The 18,588-nt window shown below is 51.9% G+C and carries 15 protein-coding genes and 5 pseudogenes; 12 read left to right on the top strand and 8 right to left on the bottom strand.

The annotated features are described in order from the left end of the window. Nucleotides 1-207: 207 nt before the first annotated feature. From ACQG2Q_RS21720 to ACQG2Q_RS21695, 6 genes are all read left to right on the top strand, one after another. Nucleotides 208-618 (top strand): LysR family transcriptional regulator, encoded by a 411-nt coding sequence (locus ACQG2Q_RS21720; protein ID WP_157698488.1) that lies wholly within the window; start codon nucleotides 208-210, stop codon nucleotides 616-618. Further along, nucleotides 584-1,144, top strand: coding sequence for a LysR substrate-binding domain-containing protein (locus ACQG2Q_RS21715; protein ID WP_022649403.1), 561 nt, complete (start codon nucleotides 584-586; stop codon nucleotides 1,142-1,144). Before ACQG2Q_RS21720 ends, ACQG2Q_RS21715 begins: the two co-directional genes overlap by 35 nt. Before the next feature lie 82 nt (nucleotides 1,145-1,226). Next, the gene (locus ACQG2Q_RS21710; RefSeq protein ID WP_017384065.1) at nucleotides 1,227-2,102 is read left to right on the top strand and encodes an MBL fold metallo-hydrolase; all 876 of its coding nucleotides are present in this window, start codon (nucleotides 1,227-1,229) and stop codon (nucleotides 2,100-2,102) included. 109 nt (nucleotides 2,103-2,211) lie between these two features. Further along, complete coding sequence (locus ACQG2Q_RS21705) at nucleotides 2,212-3,063, top strand: DMT family transporter (RefSeq protein WP_007897905.1); 852 nt, start codon at nucleotides 2,212-2,214, stop codon at nucleotides 3,061-3,063. Between the two features lie 75 nt (nucleotides 3,064-3,138). Continuing rightward, a complete protein-coding gene (locus tag ACQG2Q_RS21700; protein ID WP_017384067.1) occupies nucleotides 3,139-3,975 on the top strand; it encodes a helix-turn-helix transcriptional regulator in 837 nt (278 codons plus the stop codon). A 294-nt stretch (nucleotides 3,976-4,269) separates the two neighbouring features. Beyond that, nucleotides 4,270-4,929, top strand: a complete 660-nt coding sequence (locus ACQG2Q_RS21695; protein ID WP_007897903.1) for an SDR family oxidoreductase — start codon at nucleotides 4,270-4,272, stop codon at nucleotides 4,927-4,929. A gap of 41 nt (nucleotides 4,930-4,970) precedes the next feature. Here the strand turns inward: ACQG2Q_RS21695 and ACQG2Q_RS21690 are convergent. Further along, nucleotides 4,971-5,567: pseudogene (locus tag ACQG2Q_RS21690) on the bottom strand (LysR substrate-binding domain-containing protein); the annotation flags it as partial. 464 nt (nucleotides 5,568-6,031) lie between these two features. Beyond that, nucleotides 6,032-6,358 carry a four-helix bundle copper-binding protein gene (locus ACQG2Q_RS21685; protein WP_022649401.1) on the bottom strand — a complete coding sequence of 109 codons (327 nt, stop codon included), beginning with the start codon at nucleotides 6,356-6,358 and terminating at the stop codon, nucleotides 6,032-6,034. 431 nt (nucleotides 6,359-6,789) lie between these two features. On the opposite strand from ACQG2Q_RS21685, the gene ACQG2Q_RS21680 reads away from it, so the two are divergent. The 3 genes and pseudogenes from ACQG2Q_RS21680 to ACQG2Q_RS21670 all read left to right on the top strand — a co-directional run bounded on the left by ACQG2Q_RS21680 (nucleotide 6,790) and on the right by ACQG2Q_RS21670 (nucleotide 8,784). Further along, on the top strand, nucleotides 6,790-7,923 hold the full coding sequence (locus ACQG2Q_RS21680; protein ID WP_017384068.1) for a glutathione-independent formaldehyde dehydrogenase: 1,134 nt from the start codon (nucleotides 6,790-6,792) through the stop codon (nucleotides 7,921-7,923). Between the two features lie 165 nt (nucleotides 7,924-8,088). Continuing rightward, nucleotides 8,089-8,364: an IS1-like element transposase gene (locus ACQG2Q_RS21675; RefSeq protein WP_000179213.1), complete on the top strand. Its 276-nt coding sequence runs from the start codon at nucleotides 8,089-8,091 to the stop codon at nucleotides 8,362-8,364. Continuing rightward, nucleotides 8,283-8,784 (top strand): annotated as a pseudogene (locus tag ACQG2Q_RS21670) (IS1 family transposase). Before ACQG2Q_RS21675 ends, ACQG2Q_RS21670 begins: the two are co-directional and overlap by 82 nt. Before the next feature lie 14 nt (nucleotides 8,785-8,798). Here the strand turns inward: ACQG2Q_RS21670 and ACQG2Q_RS21665 are convergent. The 4 genes and pseudogenes from ACQG2Q_RS21665 to lacI form a co-directional block, all read right to left on the bottom strand. Next, a pseudogene (locus ACQG2Q_RS21665) lies at nucleotides 8,799-8,939 on the bottom strand (maltose acetyltransferase domain-containing protein); the annotation flags it as partial. Nucleotides 8,940-9,004: 65 nt separating this feature from the next. Then, nucleotides 9,005-10,258, bottom strand: a complete 1,254-nt coding sequence (lacY, locus tag ACQG2Q_RS21660; RefSeq protein WP_003846917.1) for a lactose permease — start codon at nucleotides 10,256-10,258, stop codon at nucleotides 9,005-9,007. A gap of 51 nt (nucleotides 10,259-10,309) precedes the next feature. Next, nucleotides 10,310-13,384: a beta-galactosidase gene (gene lacZ / locus ACQG2Q_RS21655; RefSeq protein WP_007894989.1), complete on the bottom strand. Its 3,075-nt coding sequence runs from the start codon at nucleotides 13,382-13,384 to the stop codon at nucleotides 10,310-10,312. Between the two features lie 121 nt (nucleotides 13,385-13,505). Then, complete coding sequence (lacI, locus tag ACQG2Q_RS21650; RefSeq protein ID WP_007851507.1) at nucleotides 13,506-14,588, bottom strand: DNA-binding transcriptional repressor LacI; 1,083 nt, start codon at nucleotides 14,586-14,588, stop codon at nucleotides 13,506-13,508. A 352-nt stretch (nucleotides 14,589-14,940) separates the two neighbouring features. Between lacI and ACQG2Q_RS21645 the strand changes: the two are divergent. From ACQG2Q_RS21645 to ACQG2Q_RS21635, 3 genes and pseudogenes are all read left to right on the top strand, one after another. After that, nucleotides 14,941-15,950 (top strand): annotated as a pseudogene (locus ACQG2Q_RS21645) (zinc-binding alcohol dehydrogenase family protein). Nucleotides 15,951-16,353: 403 nt separating this feature from the next. Continuing rightward, nucleotides 16,354-17,358, top strand: a complete 1,005-nt coding sequence (locus ACQG2Q_RS21640; RefSeq protein ID WP_000427620.1) for an IS110-like element IS4321 family transposase — start codon at nucleotides 16,354-16,356, stop codon at nucleotides 17,356-17,358. A 261-nt stretch (nucleotides 17,359-17,619) separates the two neighbouring features. Then, nucleotides 17,620-17,898, top strand: a complete 279-nt coding sequence (locus ACQG2Q_RS21635; RefSeq protein WP_074133831.1) for an EAL domain-containing protein — start codon at nucleotides 17,620-17,622, stop codon at nucleotides 17,896-17,898. 22 nt (nucleotides 17,899-17,920) lie between these two features. On the opposite strand, the pseudogene ACQG2Q_RS21630 reads toward ACQG2Q_RS21635, so the two are convergent. After that, nucleotides 17,921-18,179, bottom strand: a pseudogene (locus ACQG2Q_RS21630) (IS66 family transposase); the annotation flags it as partial. 49 nt (nucleotides 18,180-18,228) lie between these two features. Next, nucleotides 18,229-18,567: an IS66 family insertion sequence element accessory protein TnpB gene (tnpB, locus tag ACQG2Q_RS21625; protein ID WP_028018554.1), complete on the bottom strand. Its 339-nt coding sequence runs from the start codon at nucleotides 18,565-18,567 to the stop codon at nucleotides 18,229-18,231. Between the last annotated feature and the right edge of the window lie 21 nt (nucleotides 18,568-18,588).

Genomic DNA, 18,588 nt, shown 5'->3' with positions numbered 1-18,588 from the left:
CATTTACGACCTGGCATGTCGTCGTTCGGCCGATGTAGCCGCAGAACCACGACACTTTATTCCACATATTGAGATTTACCAATATCTAGATTTATAAAAATTATGATCGGATGAGCGGAACGGGGGGTTGCCTGATGGCTCACAGAATCGGCATCATGAACCTAAATGGTTCTGATAATGTTATCGGAGATCCTGAACGGGAACGGTATGCGTCACGATTTTAATGACTATGTTGCATTCATGGCAGTAGCACAGGAGTGCAGTTTTTCACGGGCTGCTGTCCGCCTCGGGATTTCGGCATCCACGCTTTCACACACGATACGTCGTCTCGAGGAGCGCGTTGGCATGCCGTTACTTATGCGTACAACCAGGCGGGTGGCTGTCACCGAAGCCGGTAAACAATTATTACTGACGCTTGAACCCGGTCTTGCGCGCATTGAAGCGGGCGTGACAGCTCTTCAGAGACTGCGCCATACACCGGCTGGGCTGGTCAGACTTACGGTATCAGATCACATGATTCATGAATGTCTCTGGCCACGATTGTCACCGTTACTAAAAAAAATATTCGGATATCAAGGTGGAAATGTCGCAGCAGAACGGTTTTGTCGACATTGTTGAGGGCAATTTTGATGCCGGAGTCCGAATTGGTGATGACATATTAAAGGATATGGTGGCCGTCCGAATCGCACCGGACATACGGTTTGTCGTCATTGGATCGTCCACCTATCTTGCAGAAAGAGGTCTGCCGCTACATCCCTCTCAGCTGGAAAAACATGACTGCATCAATATACGTCTGTCACCCACAGGCCCGCTGTATGGCTGGGAATTTGTCAGGCAGGGGGAGAATATTGTGAAAAAAGTGGACGGGCAGCTTACTTTTTCAAGCATTTATCCAATGCTTCATGCAGTAAAAGATGGCTACGGCCTGGCCTACCTGCCGGAGTCTTCTGCCCTGGCGGGGATTGAGGCGGGACACTATTGTCGGGTGCTTGAGGACTGGTCAGAGGCTTTTCCCGCCGACATGATAATTCCAATAATGTCCATTACAGGCTCCGGTAAAGATAATACCGACACCTTACATGAGAAAGGCAAAAGCAATATAACCTGCTGTGCTCCGGATTTTAAGAATGAGCGGTTTACGTAGCAGGATGAGCAGTTCGAACCAGAAATTTCGTTACTATTGCTAAAGTAAAACCTGATGACCTCTAATCGTAACGGAGACCAATATGACTTCACAACTGAACTGGCAGGCCCCGGCTATCAATCGCAAAAAAGTAGGTGACATGACTGTGACCATGCTGAGTGATGGCTATCTGGACGTATCTTTTGAGCTGCTGTCTGGTATTGACGGCTCACGTGCCGAGGATTTACTGCAGAAGCGCGGTGTGCCAGCAGTACCCCGTATTAATATCAACGTCTACGTTATCCAGACGCCTGAGCGAACCATCCTGATTGACAGTGGTGCCGGAGGTATTAATGGCTGGGGCGGTCGGCTTCAGGTAGCCCTGGCCGCGGCAGGCATTGACCCGCTTCAGATTGATACCCTTCTCCTGACTCACGCGCATCCTGACCATATCGGCGGGCTTGCAGGCCCCCTGCAGACTCCCGTTTTCCGCAATGTTCAGCAGTTGTTTGTGCATGAGAAAGAACTCGCTTTCTGGCGTGATGAAACCATTTCCGCTGGCGCGCCTGACGCATTCAAGCCGTTCTTTGAAGTAGCAAGGAACGCCTTCAGCGCTTATGACGACAAACTGGTGCCATTCCGCGAGGAAGCGATTTTACCAGGTATTCAGACTGTACCGCTGTTCGGCCATACGCCAGGACATACCGGTTATCTGCTGGGTGATGAAAAAGAGTCGCTGCTCATCTGGGGTGATATTGTTCACTTCCCACACATTCAGGTTGCTCAGCCTGACGTTACTATCGCGTTCGACAGCGATCCTGCGGCGGCGGCGGCCATCCGTAGCAAAGTGCTTGACCGCGCAGCGAGCGATAACCTGGCTGTCAGTGGTATGCACTTCAACCTGCCTACTACCGGTAAGGTTATCCGTGAAGGTAACAGCTTCGCACTGAATTACGACCTGTGGTCACCCGCAGTCTGATCACCTTCCTTCCCGGTGCACACAATAGTGACCGGGAAGAGATCCCCTTTCATATCGCCCGACAAGAACCCACCTGCAATACTATGAATATCACTGCCTCACAAAAAAAATGGCTCATTACTCTTGCGCCCTGGCTTTTTGTATTCCTCTGGAGTCAGGGTTTGTCGCAGCCAAATTTACCGTGCAGTACAGCGCGCCGTTTCATCTTTTATTCCTGCGTGGCGCATTTTCCTGTCTGGTCCTTCTGCTGCTTACACTGGGGTTCAGGGCCCGTTTTCCGTCCGGCAGAGGAATGGTTCGCAACCTGATTGTCGGACTTTTCCTGCAGAGCTTCTTTCTGGGCGGATGCTTTTATGCCATCCATCGTGGCATGCCGTCAGGCATTGCGGCGCTCATCACCGGCCTGCAGCCGGTACTGACTGCAATACTGGTTTCACTCATGCACCGTCAGTCCCTGCATCCCCGGAAATGGCTGGGTATTGCGATTGGCTTTGCGGGCGTTTTCTTGGTGCTATCGCCAGGGCAGCATAGTTTTGCACTGGATCCTGTGGCTTTTGGGTCGGTCATGCTGGGGTTATTTGGCGTAACGATCGGAGCGCTTTATCAGCGCCGTGCTCAGGGAGATGGACATATCTTTGCGAACACGTTTTTACAGTACGTCACTTTGACAATATCGATGGGTGCAATTAGCCTGATGTTCGAATCTGCTCCGACGCAGTGGAGCTTATCATTTGCGCTGGGTCTGGGCTGGCTGGTTATTGGCGTATCGGTTCTGGCGATTATGTTGCTGATTTTTATGATACGAAGCGGTGAAGCAACCAAAGTCGCTACTTACTTTTACCTGGTTCCCATTCTCACGGCAGCTGAAGCGTGGTTGCTGTTTGGAGAGGCCATTACATTGCCTATGCTTGTGGGTATGGCAGTAACTATAATCGGCCTGATTTTTGTCATCCGGGAATAGACAACCGCACGCGTCGCTGTATGCTTTTGTATATGGCGACGTATAATAGCGGTCAAAGTCAAATTCCGGATGAATATGCAAACAGTCAGCTTTTCCGATTCTCCCGTTGATGATCTCCTCGCTGAGCTTCTTACCCTGGCACGCTCCCGTTTTCCACTTCCCTGCGATTGCCTTCGCGCAGAACAGACGCATCAGGTAAAGAAGTTCGAGGTGGAAGGTGCGACCCTTTCCTTCCCGCTGGAAGGAGAATTCCGGTATCGTGAAAATGAGAAATGGCACCGGGTGATCCCGGGCGAGATTATGGTCGTCCCGAATGCCCGTAGCATCGATATAGAATATGCCCCTTCAGAACAAAGTGGTGAGTTTGTCGCCCTGAGCGTGGTGCTCGCGGAGGAACAGCTTGAAGCAGCCAGGCTGTTACTTGCCGCACCACCACCACAGGACACCGGCAGCATCGCAGCCATTTCCGTATCAGCTCTTCTTTCACCCCTTAACCGCTGGACAGCCGCAATGCGGGAAGGGAAGCGTCCGCTTTCCCTGCACGCCATGGTTGAAGTGGTGCTCTGGCTTTATGGCATGGGATACCATGCTTTGCTGCGAGCCCGGCAGCCAAGTCTGGCCATGAAAATCCGTCAGATGGTAGCGGACAAACCGGCTCATCCCTGGAGTGCTGCTGAAATTGAAGATCTGACGGGACTCAGTGGCCCCACGCTTCGGCGCCACCTGGCCAGTGAGTCAACCAGCTTACGCTCAGTTATCGCCGATGCACGTATCGCGGAGGCTCTCCGCCTGCTGATGACATCGACGCTGCCGGTAAAAACGGTCGCGGGGCGGGTGGGTTACAATTCAGTATCGAGCTTCAGCAGGCAGTTTTCTGAACGCTATGGAATCGAACCTTCAGGGTTCCGCTGACTTCAGTTCGTTCAAGGTACACATTGCGTCCCTCGCACTTCAGTAACTTGCGTGGATCTTTCGAATATAACGGAAGATATTGGCCGGCATTGCGTGTAACCGGTTCAGGAGTTCTCATCGTGACGGGAGAGCTAAATCGGTACGGCTGTTGTTCTCAGCTATAAGAACAACTGAGTATCTGACCAGCTGTCTGGTGCTGGCAGCAGCATGCAGTGCAATCGGTCAGGCTCAAAGGAACTGACCTGATGTCAGGTTATAATTTCGGACACATCATAACCCCAGAAGGAGACAACTGTGGTTCATGTTTTCATTATCGGTGGTGCAGGCAAAATCGGCCAGCGTCTGTGCAGGATCCTTTCAGGAAGGGGGCATGCTGTTCGTGCCCTCTACCGTAAGCCAGAGCAGCAGGCATTGCTAGGCGAGCTGGGTGCTGAGCCCGTCAGTGGGAGCCTGACAGAGCTGGATGCAGCTGCGCTGGCGATGCACTTTGCAGGTAGTGATACAGTGGTGTTTACTGCCGGTGCCGGCGGTAAGGGGGGGCAGGAGATGACCAATGCGGTCGACGGCGAAGGGCTGAAAAAGTCGGTAGCTGCCGCCCTCAGTGCCGGTGTGTCTCGCTTTCTGCTCGTTTCTGCATTCCCGGAGTCCGCACGGGGAGAAACCACTTCTGAATCATTCGAAAATTATATGCGTGTTAAAAAAATGGCCGATGTGGAACTAGCACAAAGCGAGCTTGACTGGGTGATCCTGCGCCCCGGCGCGCTGCAGGATAAGACTGGTACGGGTTATGTACGTGCCGGCCTGGCCATCCCGTATGGTAACGTGCCCCGTGATGACGTGGCGGCTACGCTGGCTGAACTCATTGAGCAACCTGCCGTCAGCCGCGTCATCATTGAGCTGACGTCTGGCGATGCTCCTGTCCGTGAAGCCATACAGAAGCTGGCGGGCCGATAAAAGGCAGCGCACGTACCAGCAGGCTGCAGGCCCCCAGGCGTTTACAATAAACTTTCCAGCCAGTCGGTAAACGCCCGTACTTTTCGGGAGAGATGGCGGTGCGGATACAGAAGTTACAGTTTGCGATTCGGGGACGGATTATCTGGCAGAACCTCTACCAACAGCCCGCGATCGAGATAAGGCTGCAAAAAAATATTCATGCCCTGTAGTATTCCCAGCCCCGCCAGGCCTGCTGCAATGTAGGCTTCTGAGTTATCCACGACAAGCCTGCCTGGAAGTTCAATTTCGGTGGAGCCCTCTGACGTCCCGAATGTCCAGGGCATAACTTGTCTGTTGCTGCTGTAAATCCAGTTGACGGCCTGATGCTGCTGCAACTCGTCCATTGTTTCCGGGGTGCCGTGTTGATCAAGATACGCAGGACTGGCGCAGGTCGTCATTTTAACGGTTCCCACCTTCTTTGCGATATAGTCGCCATCGTCCAGCTCCCCTACCCTCAGTATGCAGTCCAGGCCATCATGCAGCATATTCCGTCGGCGGTCTGAGCTGCTCAGGATAATTTCAATTCCGGGATGCTGGCGATAAAAATCAGGCAGGTTGGGTATAACAAGTAAAGCCGCAAACGCGACAGGCATATCTATGAGCGAATAGCGGACGTCAAAATGATAGCGACAGGAAAGTTCTGCCATATTAAACATAACAACCCTTGGGCGCGCCGCCGCAGGCGCCCTCAGCACGTTTCTGCGGCCTCCCGCCTGTTTCCGGCACCTTTCCTGCCCCAACCCCTGAAAAACGCCCCTGATGATTTCTGCGCGTCTGCATGGCTATGCAGTGAGATCTGCTCTCCACCGATTAGTGCATGCAGATTTTGGAAACGTCCAATTCTGGCACGAAGCGGTCACCCCGGCGGGGTGCAGTCCGCTGTCAGCGAAAACGGACATTGAGCCAATCAAATAATCTGTGCCAGAATTTGTCATTGAGGCTAGTACTTTCGAGTAGATCTATTTCCCGCCCGTACTCTTAAACTCATCTATCTCATCCTTCTACGACTTATTACCGGGAATATAAAACCCCGCCGAAGCGGGTTTGGTAATTTGAGTTTTTCTCAGGCGGCCATCTTTCTGCATTGTTCGGCGCAGTGATGACAAGCGCTTGAGCAATCCTGACAATGGTCATGTTCATGCTTTCCACACTCGTCACCGCACTTCTGACAAACATCAGCGCAAAGACGGCAAAGATCCTGGGCAGACCCGCTATTTAGTGTCATGAATTGAGCTGCAAGACGGCAGATATTTGCACACTGCATATCCAGTTTTATGCACTCGCGCATCATCTCCAGATTCTCTTCGTCGAGACACGAAGCCGCACAGTTATCACATGCCGTTGCACATAGATAACAGGCTTCGATGCATTTTTTGTATTCGTCTAACATAATTTCTCCTTAGCTAAGGTTACGTATTAAGCATGGAAGAGATAACTGATTATTCAAATTTTGAATTAGTTAATAACCTTTTCAGCATTTCATATCATTGATTCAAAGTGCATCTCTAGGGTTACCTAATTCACCTATGTCTACTTCTGGCACAATGCAGAAATGAGATAGATTTACTTTATCCGATTCTCGCTCAAAGCTGTCCGTAATCCCCTGCCTGCTTAAAAAAACCGGATTAACGTGTGATGTTTTTACGTTTTCCAGGCAGCCTTCATCGGTAAGTACCTGTCTTACAGACTTCAATGCACTTAGTTAAGAAACATCCTAATCGTCCTTTCGCCGATCGCGAGATCTGTTATGGCAGCTAAACTCGATTGATACCCCAATCCGCCGGGCAGCATTTCCTTTCCGCACGCAAGAAGGAGAAGATCATGAAAGCAGTAATTTACAACGGTCCTTATGATGTAAAAGTAAAAGACGTACCGGATGCGAAAATTGTCCGCCCCACGGATGTACTCGTCCGCATCACCACCACCAACATTTGTGGGTCGGACTTGCACATGTATGAGGGCCGGACCAGCTTTGAACAGGGACGGATTCTGGGTCACGAAAACCTGGGTGAAGTGGTCGAAATTGGCTCAGGCGTTGAACGTATTAAGGTGGGCGACTATGTTTGTCTGCCGTTTAACGTGGGATGTGGTTTTTGCGAAAACTGTGAAAAAGGTCTGACCGGCTTTTGTCTCACTACCAATCCGGGTTCGGCAGGCGCAGCTTATGGTTTTGCTGAAATGGGTCCCTGGGAGGGGGGGCAGGCGGAACTGCTTCGGGTGCCATTTGCCGACTTTAACTGCCTTGTTCTTCCCCCTGATGCGGCAGAAAAAGAAGATGATTATGTGATGCTCTCTGACATTTTTCCTACCGGCTGGCATGCAACAGAACTTGCCGGATTGAAGCCTGGTGAAAGCGTGGCCATTTATGGCGCGGGGCCGGTCGGTTTGATGGCAGCTCATTCGGCGATCATTAAAGGTGCTTCACAGGTGTTTGTGGTTGATACGCACACAGACCGGTTGGCTCTGGCTGAAAAAATGGGGGCGACGGGCATCAATGCTACTGGCGATGAAGCTGTACAAAAAATTCTCGACCTGACGGATGGACGCGGTACGGATTGTGGCTGCGAATGTGTTGGCTATCAGTGCTGTAACAAACATGGCCATGAAGATAACTCTGTCACCATGAACAGTCTTGTTGCGTCGACGAAAGCAACCGGGGGAATTGGTGTGGTTGGCGTCTTTATTCCTCAGGATCCGGGGGCTGAATCGGAGCTTGCCAGAGAGGGTAAGATGCCATTTGATTTTGGGAGTTTCTGGTTTAAAGGACAGGCAATCCGTACCGGCCAGGCGAACGTTAAGGCCTATAACCGTCAGCTGTCTCGCCTCATCCATCACGATAAAGCCAGTCCGGGCAAAATAATTTCTCATCGTCTTTCGCTTGAAGAGGCTCCTGCCGGATATAAGCACTTCGATGAGCGGGATGAAGGATGGACGAAGGTTATCCTTAAGCCTTAAATAGAGTTATCCGGTATGAGAAAGCAAAAACCGGGAAAGAATGTATGACTTTTGACAGGGTGCAATAAAATATCCTGTCAGGGCGTTATTATTCATACTTTCAGCTGCCAGGTGATGCTGCCAACTTACTGATTTAGTGTATGATGGTGTTTTTGAGGTGCTCCAGTGGCTTCTGTTTCTATCAGCTGTCCCTCCTGTTCAGCTACTGACGGGGTGGTGCGTAACGGCAAAAGCACCGCCGGACATCAGCGCTATCTCTGCTCTCACTGCCGTAAAACATGGCAACTGCAGTTCACTTACACCGCTTCTCAACCCGGTACGCACCAGAAAATCATTGATATGGCCATGAATGGCGTTGGATGCCGGGCAACCGCCCGCATTATGGGCGTTGGCCTCAACACGATTTTACGTCACTTAAAAAACTCAGGCCGCAGTCGGTAACCTCGCGCATACAGCCGGGCAGTGACGTCATCGTCTGCGCGGAAATGGACGAACAGTGGGGATACGTCGGGGCTAAATCGCGCCAGCGCTGGCTGTTTTACGCGTATGACAGGCTCCGGAAGACGGTTTGCGCACGTATTCGGTGAACGCACTATGGCGACGCTGGGGCGTCTTATGAGCCTGCTGTCACCCTTTGACGTGGTGATATGGATGACGGATGGCTGGCCGCTGTATGAATCCCGCCTGAAGGGAAAGCTGCACGTAATCAGCAAGCGATATACGCAGCGAATTGAGCGGCATAACCTGAATCTGAGGCAGCACCTGGCACGGCTGGGACGGAAGTCGCTGTCGCTCACAAAATCGGTGGAGCTGCATGACAAAGTCATCGGGCATTATCTGAACATAAAACACTATCAATAAGTTGGAGTCATTACCCTTTTTTCAACTTCTGATGGATGCGAGTGATTGAACTCATACATTAATGTTTTCCCACGAAGTCTTTTTTCAGGTAAGCCTTCGCACATATCGGTAAATAGCTTGCCTGCTTTTATTTTTTCTGTCATCGACATGTTCATTTTTAACATTCCGTCCTGATAAGTTGGTCGGATAAGGCGCTCGCGCCGTATCCGACATTAATTTCTTAAGCGACTTCATTCACCTGGCGACGCAGCAGAGAAAGTGGGCCGGGGCCGCTAAGCGTGAACACGGAAATTAAGGTGAAGCCCAGCGCCACCAGACCCAGCACCAGGTAAGCGCCCTGGAAACCGATGCTTTCATACATATTGCCCGCCAGAATAGACATAAAAATCATCGCCAGTTGCTTAAAGAAGCAGAAACAGACCAGATAAATCGTCGCTGAAAAACGCACTTCAAACTGGCTGGTAATATATTTAAAGCAGCCCACCAGCAGGAACGGTACTTCAAACATATGCAGCGTTTTCAGAATAACCACTTCCAGTGCTGAGGTAGCGAACGATGAGCCAATAATACGTACTGACATAATAGTGCCAGCCAGCAGCAGGGCGTTTTTCCCACCGATGCGATTAATGATCAGTGGCGCAAAAAACATAATCGAGGCGTTAAGTAATTCGCCCATTGTCGTTACGTAGCCAAATACCCGCGTACCCTGTTCACCGGTAGCAAAGAACGAAGTAAAGAAATTAGCAAACTGTTGGTCAAAAACATCGTAGGTGCAGGAAACGCCAATAACATACAGTGACAAAAACCACAGTTTTGGCTGTCTGAACAGTTCCAGCGCCAGCTTAAGGCTAAATGCCGAATGGTTGGCACCTACCGCATTGGCAACCGTGGCAGAAGAGGGCGCATCCGTTTTGGCGAAAAAGAGTAAAACGGCGAGGATGAATGCACAGCCAGAACCCAGCCAGAAAACAAACTGATTATTGATGGTGAACATGATGCCGACAATCGAGGCACACAGCGCCCAGCCAACACAGCCAAACATCCGCGCGCGACCATATTCGAAATTACTGCGACGGCTGACTTTCTCGATAAATGCCTCTACTGCTGGCGCACCGGCGTTAAAACAAAAGCCTAGATAAATACCACCAACAATCGATCCTACTAAAATGTTGTATTGTAACAGTGGCCCGAAGATAAAAATAAAGAACGGCGCAAACATCACTAACATGCCGGTAATAATCCACAGCAGGTATTTGCGCAGCCCGAGTTTGTCAGAAAGCAGACCAAACAGCGGTTGGAATAATAGCGAGAACAGAGAAATAGCGGCAAAAATAATACCCGTATCACTTTTGCTGATATGGTTGATGTCATGTAGCCAAATCGGGAAAAACGGGAAGTAGGCTCCCATGATAAAAAAGTAAAAGAAAAAGAATAAACCGAACATCCAAAAGTTTGTGTTTTTTAAATAGTACATAATGGATTTCCTTACGCGAAATACGGGCAGACATGGCCTGCCCGGTTATTATTATTTTTGACACCAGAGCAACTGGTAATGGTAGCTACCGGCGCTAAGGTGGAATTCCGCCGACACTGACGGGCTCCAGGAGTCGTCGCCACCAATCCCCATATGGAAACCGTCGATATTCAGCCATGTGCCTTCTTCCGCGTGCAGCAGATGGCGATGGCTGGTTTCCATCAGTTGCTGTTGACTGTAGCGGCTGATGTTGAACTGGAAGTCGCCGCGCCACTGGTGTGGGCCATAATTCAATTCGCGCGTCCCGCAGCGCAGACCGTTTTCGCTCGGGAAGACGTACGGGGTATACATGTCTGACAATGGCAGATCCCAGCGGTCAAAACAGGCCGCAGTAAGGCGGTCGGGATAGTTTTCTTGCGGCCCTAATCCGAGCCAGTTTACCCGCTCTGCTACCTGCGCCAGCTGGCAGGTCAGGCCAATCCGCGCCGGATGTGGCGTATTGCTCGCCACTTCAACATCAACGGTAATCGCCATTTGACCACTTCCATCAATCCGGTAGGTTTTCCGGCTGATAAATAAGGTTTTCCCCTGATGCTGCCACGCGTGGACCGTGGTAATCAGCACCGCGTCGGCAAGCGTATCTGCCGTGCACTGCAACAACGCTGCTTCGGCCTGGTAATGGCCCGCCGCCTTCCAGCGTTCGACCCAGGCGTTAGGGTCAATGCGGGTCGCTTCACTTACGCCAATGTCGTTATCCAGCGGTGCGCGGGTGAACTGATCGCGCAGCGGCGTCAGCAGTTGTTTTTTATCGCCAATCCACATCTGTGAAAGAAAGCCTGACTGGCGGTTAAATTGCCAACGCTTATTATCCAGCTCGATGCAAAAATCCGTTTCGCTGGTGGTCAGTTGCGGGATGGCGTGGGGCGCGGAGGGGAGTGTCACGCTGAGGTTTTCCGCCAGACGCCACTGCTGCCAGGCGCTGATGTGTCCGGCTGCTGACCATGTGGTCGCGTTCGGTTGCACTACGTGAACCGTTAGCCAGAGTTGTCCGGCGCTCTCCGGCTGCGGTAGTTCAGGCAGTTCAATCAACTGTTTACCTTGTGGAGCGACATCCAGAGGCACTTCACCGCTTGCCAGCGGCTTGCCATCCAGCGCCACCATCCAGTGCAGGAGCTCGTTATCGCTATGACGGAACAGGTATTCGCTGGTCACTTCGATGGTTCGCCCGGATAAACTGAACTGGAAAAACTGCTGCTGGTGTTTTGCTTCCGTCAGCGCCGGATGCGGCGTGCGGTCTGCAAAGACCAGACCGTTCATGCAGAACTGGCGATCATTCGGCGTATCGCCAAAATCACCGCCGTAAGCCGACCACGGATTGCCATTTTCATCATATTTAATCAGCGACTGATCCACCCAGTCCCAGACGAAGCCGCCCTGTAAACGGGGGTACTGACGAAACGCCTGCCAGTATTTAGCGAAGCCGCCAAGACTGTTACCCATCGCGTGGGCGTATTCGCAAAGGATCAGCGGGCGCGTCTCTCCAGGCAACGAAAGCCATTTTTTGATGGACCATTTCGGCACAGCCGGGAAGGGCTGGTCTTCATCCACGCGCGCGTACATCGGGCAAATAATATCGGTTGCGAAGGTGTCGGCTCCGCCGCCTTCATACTGTACCGGGCGGGAAGGATCGACAGATTTGATCCAGCGATAGAGTGCGTCGTGATTAGCGCCGTGGCCTGATTCATTCCCCAGCGACCAGATGATCACACTCGGGTGATTACGATCGCGCTGCACCATTCGCGTTACGCGTTCGCTCATCGCGGGTAGCCAGCGCGGATCATCGGTCAGACGATTCATTGGCACCATGCCGTGGGTTTCAATGTTGGCTTCATCCACCACATACAGGCCGTAGTGGTCGCACAGCGTGTACCACAGCGGATGGTTCGGATAATGCGAACAGCGCACGGCGTTAAAGTTGTTCTGCTTCATCAGCAGGATATCCTGCACCATCGTCTGCTCATCCATGACCTGACCATGCAGAGGATGATGCTCGTGACGGTTAACGCCGCGAATCAGCAACGGCTTGCCGTTCAGCAGCAGCAGACCATTTTCAATCCGCACCTCGCGGAAACCGACATCGCAGGCTTCTGCTTCAATCAGCGTGCCGTCGGCGGTGTGCAGTTCAACCACCGCACGATAGAGATTCGGGATTTCGGCGCTCCACAGTTTCGGGTTTTCGACGTTCAGACGTAGGGTGACGTGATCGGCATAACCACCACGCTCATCGATAATTTCACCGCCGAAAGGCGCGGTGCCGCTGGCGACCTGCGTTTCACCCTGCCACAAAGAAACCGTCACCCGCAGCTCATCGCGCAGCTCGCCGTACATCTGAACGTCTGCCTCCAGTACAGCGCGGCTGAAATCATCATTAAAGTGAGTGGCTACATGGAAATCGCTGATTTGCGTGCTCGGTTTATGCAGCAACGAGACGTCACGGAAAATGCCGCTCATCCGCCACATATCCTGATCTTCCAGATAACTGCCGTCACTCCAGCGCAGCACCATCACCGCGAGGCGGTTTTCTCCGGCGTGTAAAAATGCGCTCAGGTCAAATTCAGACGGCAAACGACTGTCCTGTCCGTAACCGACCCAGCGCCCGTTGCACCACAAATGAAACGCCGAGTTAACACCATCAAAAATAATTCGCGTCTGGCCTTCCTGTAGCCAGCTTTCATCAACATTAAATGTGAGCGAGTAACAACCCGTCGGATTCTCCGTGGGAACATACGGCGGATTGACCGCAATGGGATAGGTCACGTTGGTGTAGATAGGCGCATCGTAACCGTGCATCTGCCAGTTTGAGGGGACGATGACAGTATCGGCGTCAGGAAGATCGCGCTCCAGCCAGCTTTCTGGTACCGCTTCTGGTGCCGGAAACCAGGCAAAGCGCCATTCACCATTCAGGCTGCGCGACTCTTGGGAAGGGCGATCGGTGCGAGCCTCTTCGCTATTACGCCAGCTGGCGAAAGGGGGATGTGCCGCAAGGCGATTAAGTTGGGTAACGCCAGGGTTTTCCCAGTCACGACGTTGTAATACGACGGCCAGTGAATCCGTAATCATTGTCATAGTTGTATCCTGCGTGAATTGTTATCCGCTCACATTTTCGCATAACATACGAGCCGGACACATAGAGTGTAAAGCCTGGGGTGCCTAATGAGTGAGCTGACTCACATTAATTGCGTTGCGCTCACTGCCCGCTTTCAAGTCGGGAAACTTGTCGTGCCAGCTGCATTAAGGAATCTGCCAACGTGCGGGGAGAGGTGGTTTGCGTATTGGGCGCCAGGGTGGTTTTTCTTTTCACCAGTGAGACGGGCAACAGCTGATTGCTCTTCACCGCCTGGCCCTGAGAGAGTTTCAGCAAGCGGTCCACGCTGGTTTGCCCCAGCAGGCGAAAATCCTGTTTGATGGTGGTTAACGGCGGGATATAACACGAGCTGTCTTCGGTATCGTCGTATCCCACTACCGAGATATCCGCACCAACGCGCAACCCGGACTCGGTAATGGCGCGCATTGCGCCCAGCGCCATCTGATCGTTGGCAACCAGCATCGCAGTGGGAACGATGCCCTCATTTAGCATTTGCATGGTTTGTTGAAAACCGGACATGGCACTCCAGTCGCCTTCCCGTTCCGCTATCGGATGAATTTGATTGCGAGTGAGATATTTATGCCAGCCCGCCAGACGCAGACGCGCCGAGACAGAACTTAATGGGCCCGCTAACAGCGCGATTTGCTGGTGACCCAATGCGACCAGATGCTCCACGCCCAGTCGCGTACCGTCTTCATGGGAGAAAATAATACTGTTGATGGGAGTCTGGTCAGAGACATCAAGAAATAACGCCGGAACATTAGCGCAGGCAGCTTCCACAGCAATGGCATCCTGGTCATCCAGCGGATAGTTAATGATCAGCCCACTGACGCGTTGCGCGAGAAGATTGTGCACCGCCGCTTTACAGGCTTCGACGCCGCTTCGTTCTACCATCGACACCACCACGCTGGCACCCAGTTGATCGGCGCGAGATTTAATCGCCGCGACAATTTGCGACGGCGCGTGCAGGGCCAGACTGGAGGTAGCAACGCCAATCAGCAACGACTGTTTCCCCGCCAGTTGTTGTGCCACGCGGTTGGGAATGTAGTTCAGCTGCGCCATCGCCGCTTCCACCTTTTCCCGCGTTTTCGCAGAGACGTGGCTGGCCTGGTTCACCACGCGGGAAACGGTCTGATAAGAGACACCGGCATACTCTGCGACATCGTATAGCGTTACTGGTTTCACATTTACCACCCTGAATTGACTCTCTTCGGGTGCTATCATGCCATACCACGAAATGTTTTGCGCCATTCGGAGGGGGCACGCCGAAGTGAGATTCAAAATGCCGACGTCAGTTCACAGGTGGGTAATGATACCAACGTGTTGATTTCGTATTTTCACTGACACCAGGATCATCCTGATGTTACAAGGATTGAATGACTACAGATTAAAATAGTCATCAACAGGTTGACAGCATTACCCAGCGCCCGCTTTCCGCGTATTTTTCGATTTGCACTGCCGGGGGCACTGGCGGGTATCGCGTTCCGCACACTTTTACATTTATTTATCTGGTGACTGACCTTTTTAAGGAGACAGAATGAAAGCCGTTGGTTTCTGGCAACCCGGGAAAGTACATCCGTTATTGAAGATTTGTCGCTTCCCCACCCATCCATGCCCAAGGGGCGTGATCTTTTGATCAGAGTCAGGGCGGTCGCGGTTAACCCACGGGACCTGAAAAGCCGGCGAAACATCAGTCCCTCTGCAGGCAATCCGGTAGTTATGGGATACGACGCTTCCGGTGTTGTTGAAGCAACCGGACCAGAGGTGACGCTGTTCAGGCCAGGTGACCACGTTTTCTATGCCGGTGTGCTCGATCGCCAGGGAGCCAACGCAGAGTTTCAGCTGGTTGACGAACGCATTACGGGGATAAAGCCGGCAGCACTAAGTTTTGAAGCTGCAGCGTCGGTTCCTCTGACCGGTCTGACAGCCTGGGAAATGTTATTTGATCGTCTGCAGTTGTCAGTGAACGGAGATGCTGATCAGACCCTGTTGATGCTTGGCGGTGCGGGCGGAGTCCCTTGTATGGCTATACAGCTTGCCCGCACTCTGAGTCGGGTGAACATCATCGGGACTGCCTCCCGGCAGGAGAGTGTCAGAGCGGTTCGCGGGTTTGGTGCGCATTATGTCCTGGATCATTCATGTGCGCTTGCGCCACAGGTTGCCAGCCTTGCTGGACTCCCTCCCATTACCCGGATTTTCTCAACGTACACCACGCCATCTGCCTGGGAAAATATGGCCGAAATTATTGCCCCACAAGGCCGTATCGGACTCATCGACGACCCTGAACCACTGGATCTGCGTTTGATCAAATTTAAGAGCGTTTCTGTTCACTGGGAGGCAATGTTTACCCGCCCCATGCATGCTACTGCGGACATGTCTAAACAGCATGATATTCTTAACAAACTCTCATGCATGCTGGATTCCGGTAAGCTCAAACCTCCGTTGCTGGCAGAGTATGGCAGGCTGAATGCTAAAGCACTTCGCCGGGCTCATGAGGACATGGAAAATAAAAATGTGAACGGGAAAATTGTTTTTTCAGGGTTCTGATGAACAGGCCTGTCAGAGTAAAAAAAGATTCGGGTTCAGCACAATGCTGAATTCTGTCTGGCTATAGAGTAAGAATCGTACCGGAATTGAGCATTTACCCTCAGTACCTGCGGATGAAAAAGCAGTCTGCCCTGACATACTGAACAATCCCTTCTCATAAGATGCCTCTCTTTTGCTGTTTAAAGAGCTGAGCAGTCCGGGCGGAGACTGACCTCGTTCCGCTTTCCAAGCGACCCCCTTGTTGAAAGTGCGACAAAAGAGATAGGGCGAATGACTATACTTCGCTCATAGCTGCCCGCCATGCCAGCTCAAAAAACAGGCTTAACGTAGGATATTTAATGAGATGGTCACTCCCTCCTTCCCGGTACTATGCTGAGGACAGGCTTTCATTCGGAGAACTATCATGGAAAACATTGCGCTCATTGGTATCGATCTGGGTAAAAACTCTTTCCATATTCATTGCCAGGATCGTCGCGGCAAGGCTGTTTACCGTAAAAAATTTACACGGCCAAAGTTAATCGAATTTTTGGCGACATGCCCCGCTACAACCATCGCAATGGAAGCCTGTGGTGGCTCTCACTTTATGGCACGCAAGTTGGAAGAGTTGGGGCATTTTCCTAAGCTGATATCACCACAATTTGTCCGTCCATTCGTTAAAAGTAACAAAAACGACTTTGTCGACGCCGAAGCTATTTGTGAAGCTGCATCGCGTCCGTCTATGCGTTTTGTACAGCCCAGAACTGAATCTCAGCAGGCAATGCGTGCGCTGCATCGTGTCCGTGAATCCCTGGTTCAGGATAAGGTAAAAACAACCAATCAGATGCATGCTTTTCTGCTGGAATTTGGCATCAGCGTTCCACGAGGAGCTGCCGTTATTAGCCGACTGAGTACCCTTCTTGAGGACAATAGTTTGCCTCTATACCTCAGCCAGTTATTGCTGAAATTACAACAGCATTATCACTATCTTGTTGAGCAGATTAAAGATTTGGAATCCCAGTTGAAACGAAAGTTGGACGAAGATGAGATTGGACAGCGCTTGCTGAGCATTCCCTGCGTCGGAACACTGACAGCGAGTACTATTTCAACTGAGATTGGCGACGGGAAGCAGTACGCCAGCAGTCGTGACTTTGCGGCGGCAACAGGGCTAGTGCCTCGACAGTACAGCACGGGAGGTCGGACGACATTGCTGGGAATTAGTAAGCGAGGTAACAAAAAGATCCGAACTTTGTTGGTTCAATGTGCCAGGGTATTCATACAAAAACTGGAACACCAGTCTGGCAAATTGGCCGATTGGGTCAGGGATCTACTGTGTAGGAAAAGCAACTTTGTCGTCACTTGTGCTCTGGCAAACAAGCTGGCCAGAATAGCCTGGGCCCTAACGGCACGACAGCAAACTTATGTAGCATAACGGCAGAAATACACCGGTTTAAAGAATCACTGATCTGGTTTTGCGAATACTGATATTGATGATACTAACGGCCCACCGGCCTGTTGAGGAACCTGTAAAACGGAAAGGCTCATTGAAGCCGTATATTTTCTGGAGGTTCATCAGGCGCGGAACTCATCGAGGCGCGGGAATAAAATCCCATTCAGACGCCGGATAGATTCAAGCAAGCCAATTTATCGTCAAAATCGGTGTTGCAAAAACGGGAGTGACCATAGATTCCGTTTGCCAAGCGGCCCCCATATTGAATGGCTGACGGTACTGGATTTCGATGAGATAAAAATAGACCGTATTTTTATTGCCAATATTGATGACCCGGTGAAGCGAGCGCTACTTGTTTCTGTGGTGAAAGGGTTACGTGGTACTGGCAAACCACTGGTGTTTGAAGGGGTGGAAACGCCAGGACAGTTTGAATTCGTCCGTTCTCTTGGCCCCGGTTACCTAGTTCAGGGCTGGTATACCGGAAAACCCGAAACAATATCTGCGAGGAATATTCAGGGTTAAAACGATACGGGGCCCGGCCCGTATCGGCAACCCGACCCGTCAGCGTATCGCTTTCTGTCTGAAGCCGGTTCAGGTCGGCTTCTATCTGCGCGATGCGGCGGGAGATTTATTCAGAACGACTGCCGAAGTTCATCCGGCGAAGCTTATCCAGCTGCGCCTGCAGATGGTCTATTTCGCGCTCCCGGTCGGCCTGCTTTTCCAGCAGGGCGCGGTTCAGCGCTTCCTGTTCGGACAGGCGCTGTTTCAGCAGAAGGATGTCGTCAGGGGGAGGTGTTGTTCATAAGCCCGCATTTTACCAGGCTTATTCAACGACAACCAGGATAAAGAGGCCTACAACATGGTCAGGGACGTAAGCAGTCTTTTAGGCTGCCGCCAGTCGATGCCTTCCAGAAGCATTGCCAGCTGCGCCGGGGTCAGGAACACTTTGCCATCGCGGGCAGAGGGCCAGGCGAAGCGGCCGCGTTCCAGCCGTTTGGTCAGCAGGCACAGCCCGTCGCCGGTGGACCACAGCAGTTTGACCTTACTGCCGCTGCGGCCCCGGAAGATGAAGACATGGCCGGATATCGGGTCATCTTTCAGCATCGTCTGCACCTTTGCGGCGAGACCATTGAAGCCGTTGCGCATGTCGGTGATACCGGCAACCAGCCAGATTTTGGTGCCTGTTGGCAGGTGGTTATCACTTCCTTTATC

Origin of the sequence: Enterobacter cloacae complex sp. 370H10 (genome assembly GCF_050031535.1) — a bacterium.
GTDB classification, from domain to species: Bacteria; Pseudomonadota; Gammaproteobacteria; order Enterobacterales; family Enterobacteriaceae; genus Enterobacter; species Enterobacter intestinihominis.
Note: the sequence above shows the minus strand (reverse complement) of the source record. Positions and strands in the feature narration are given on the sequence as shown.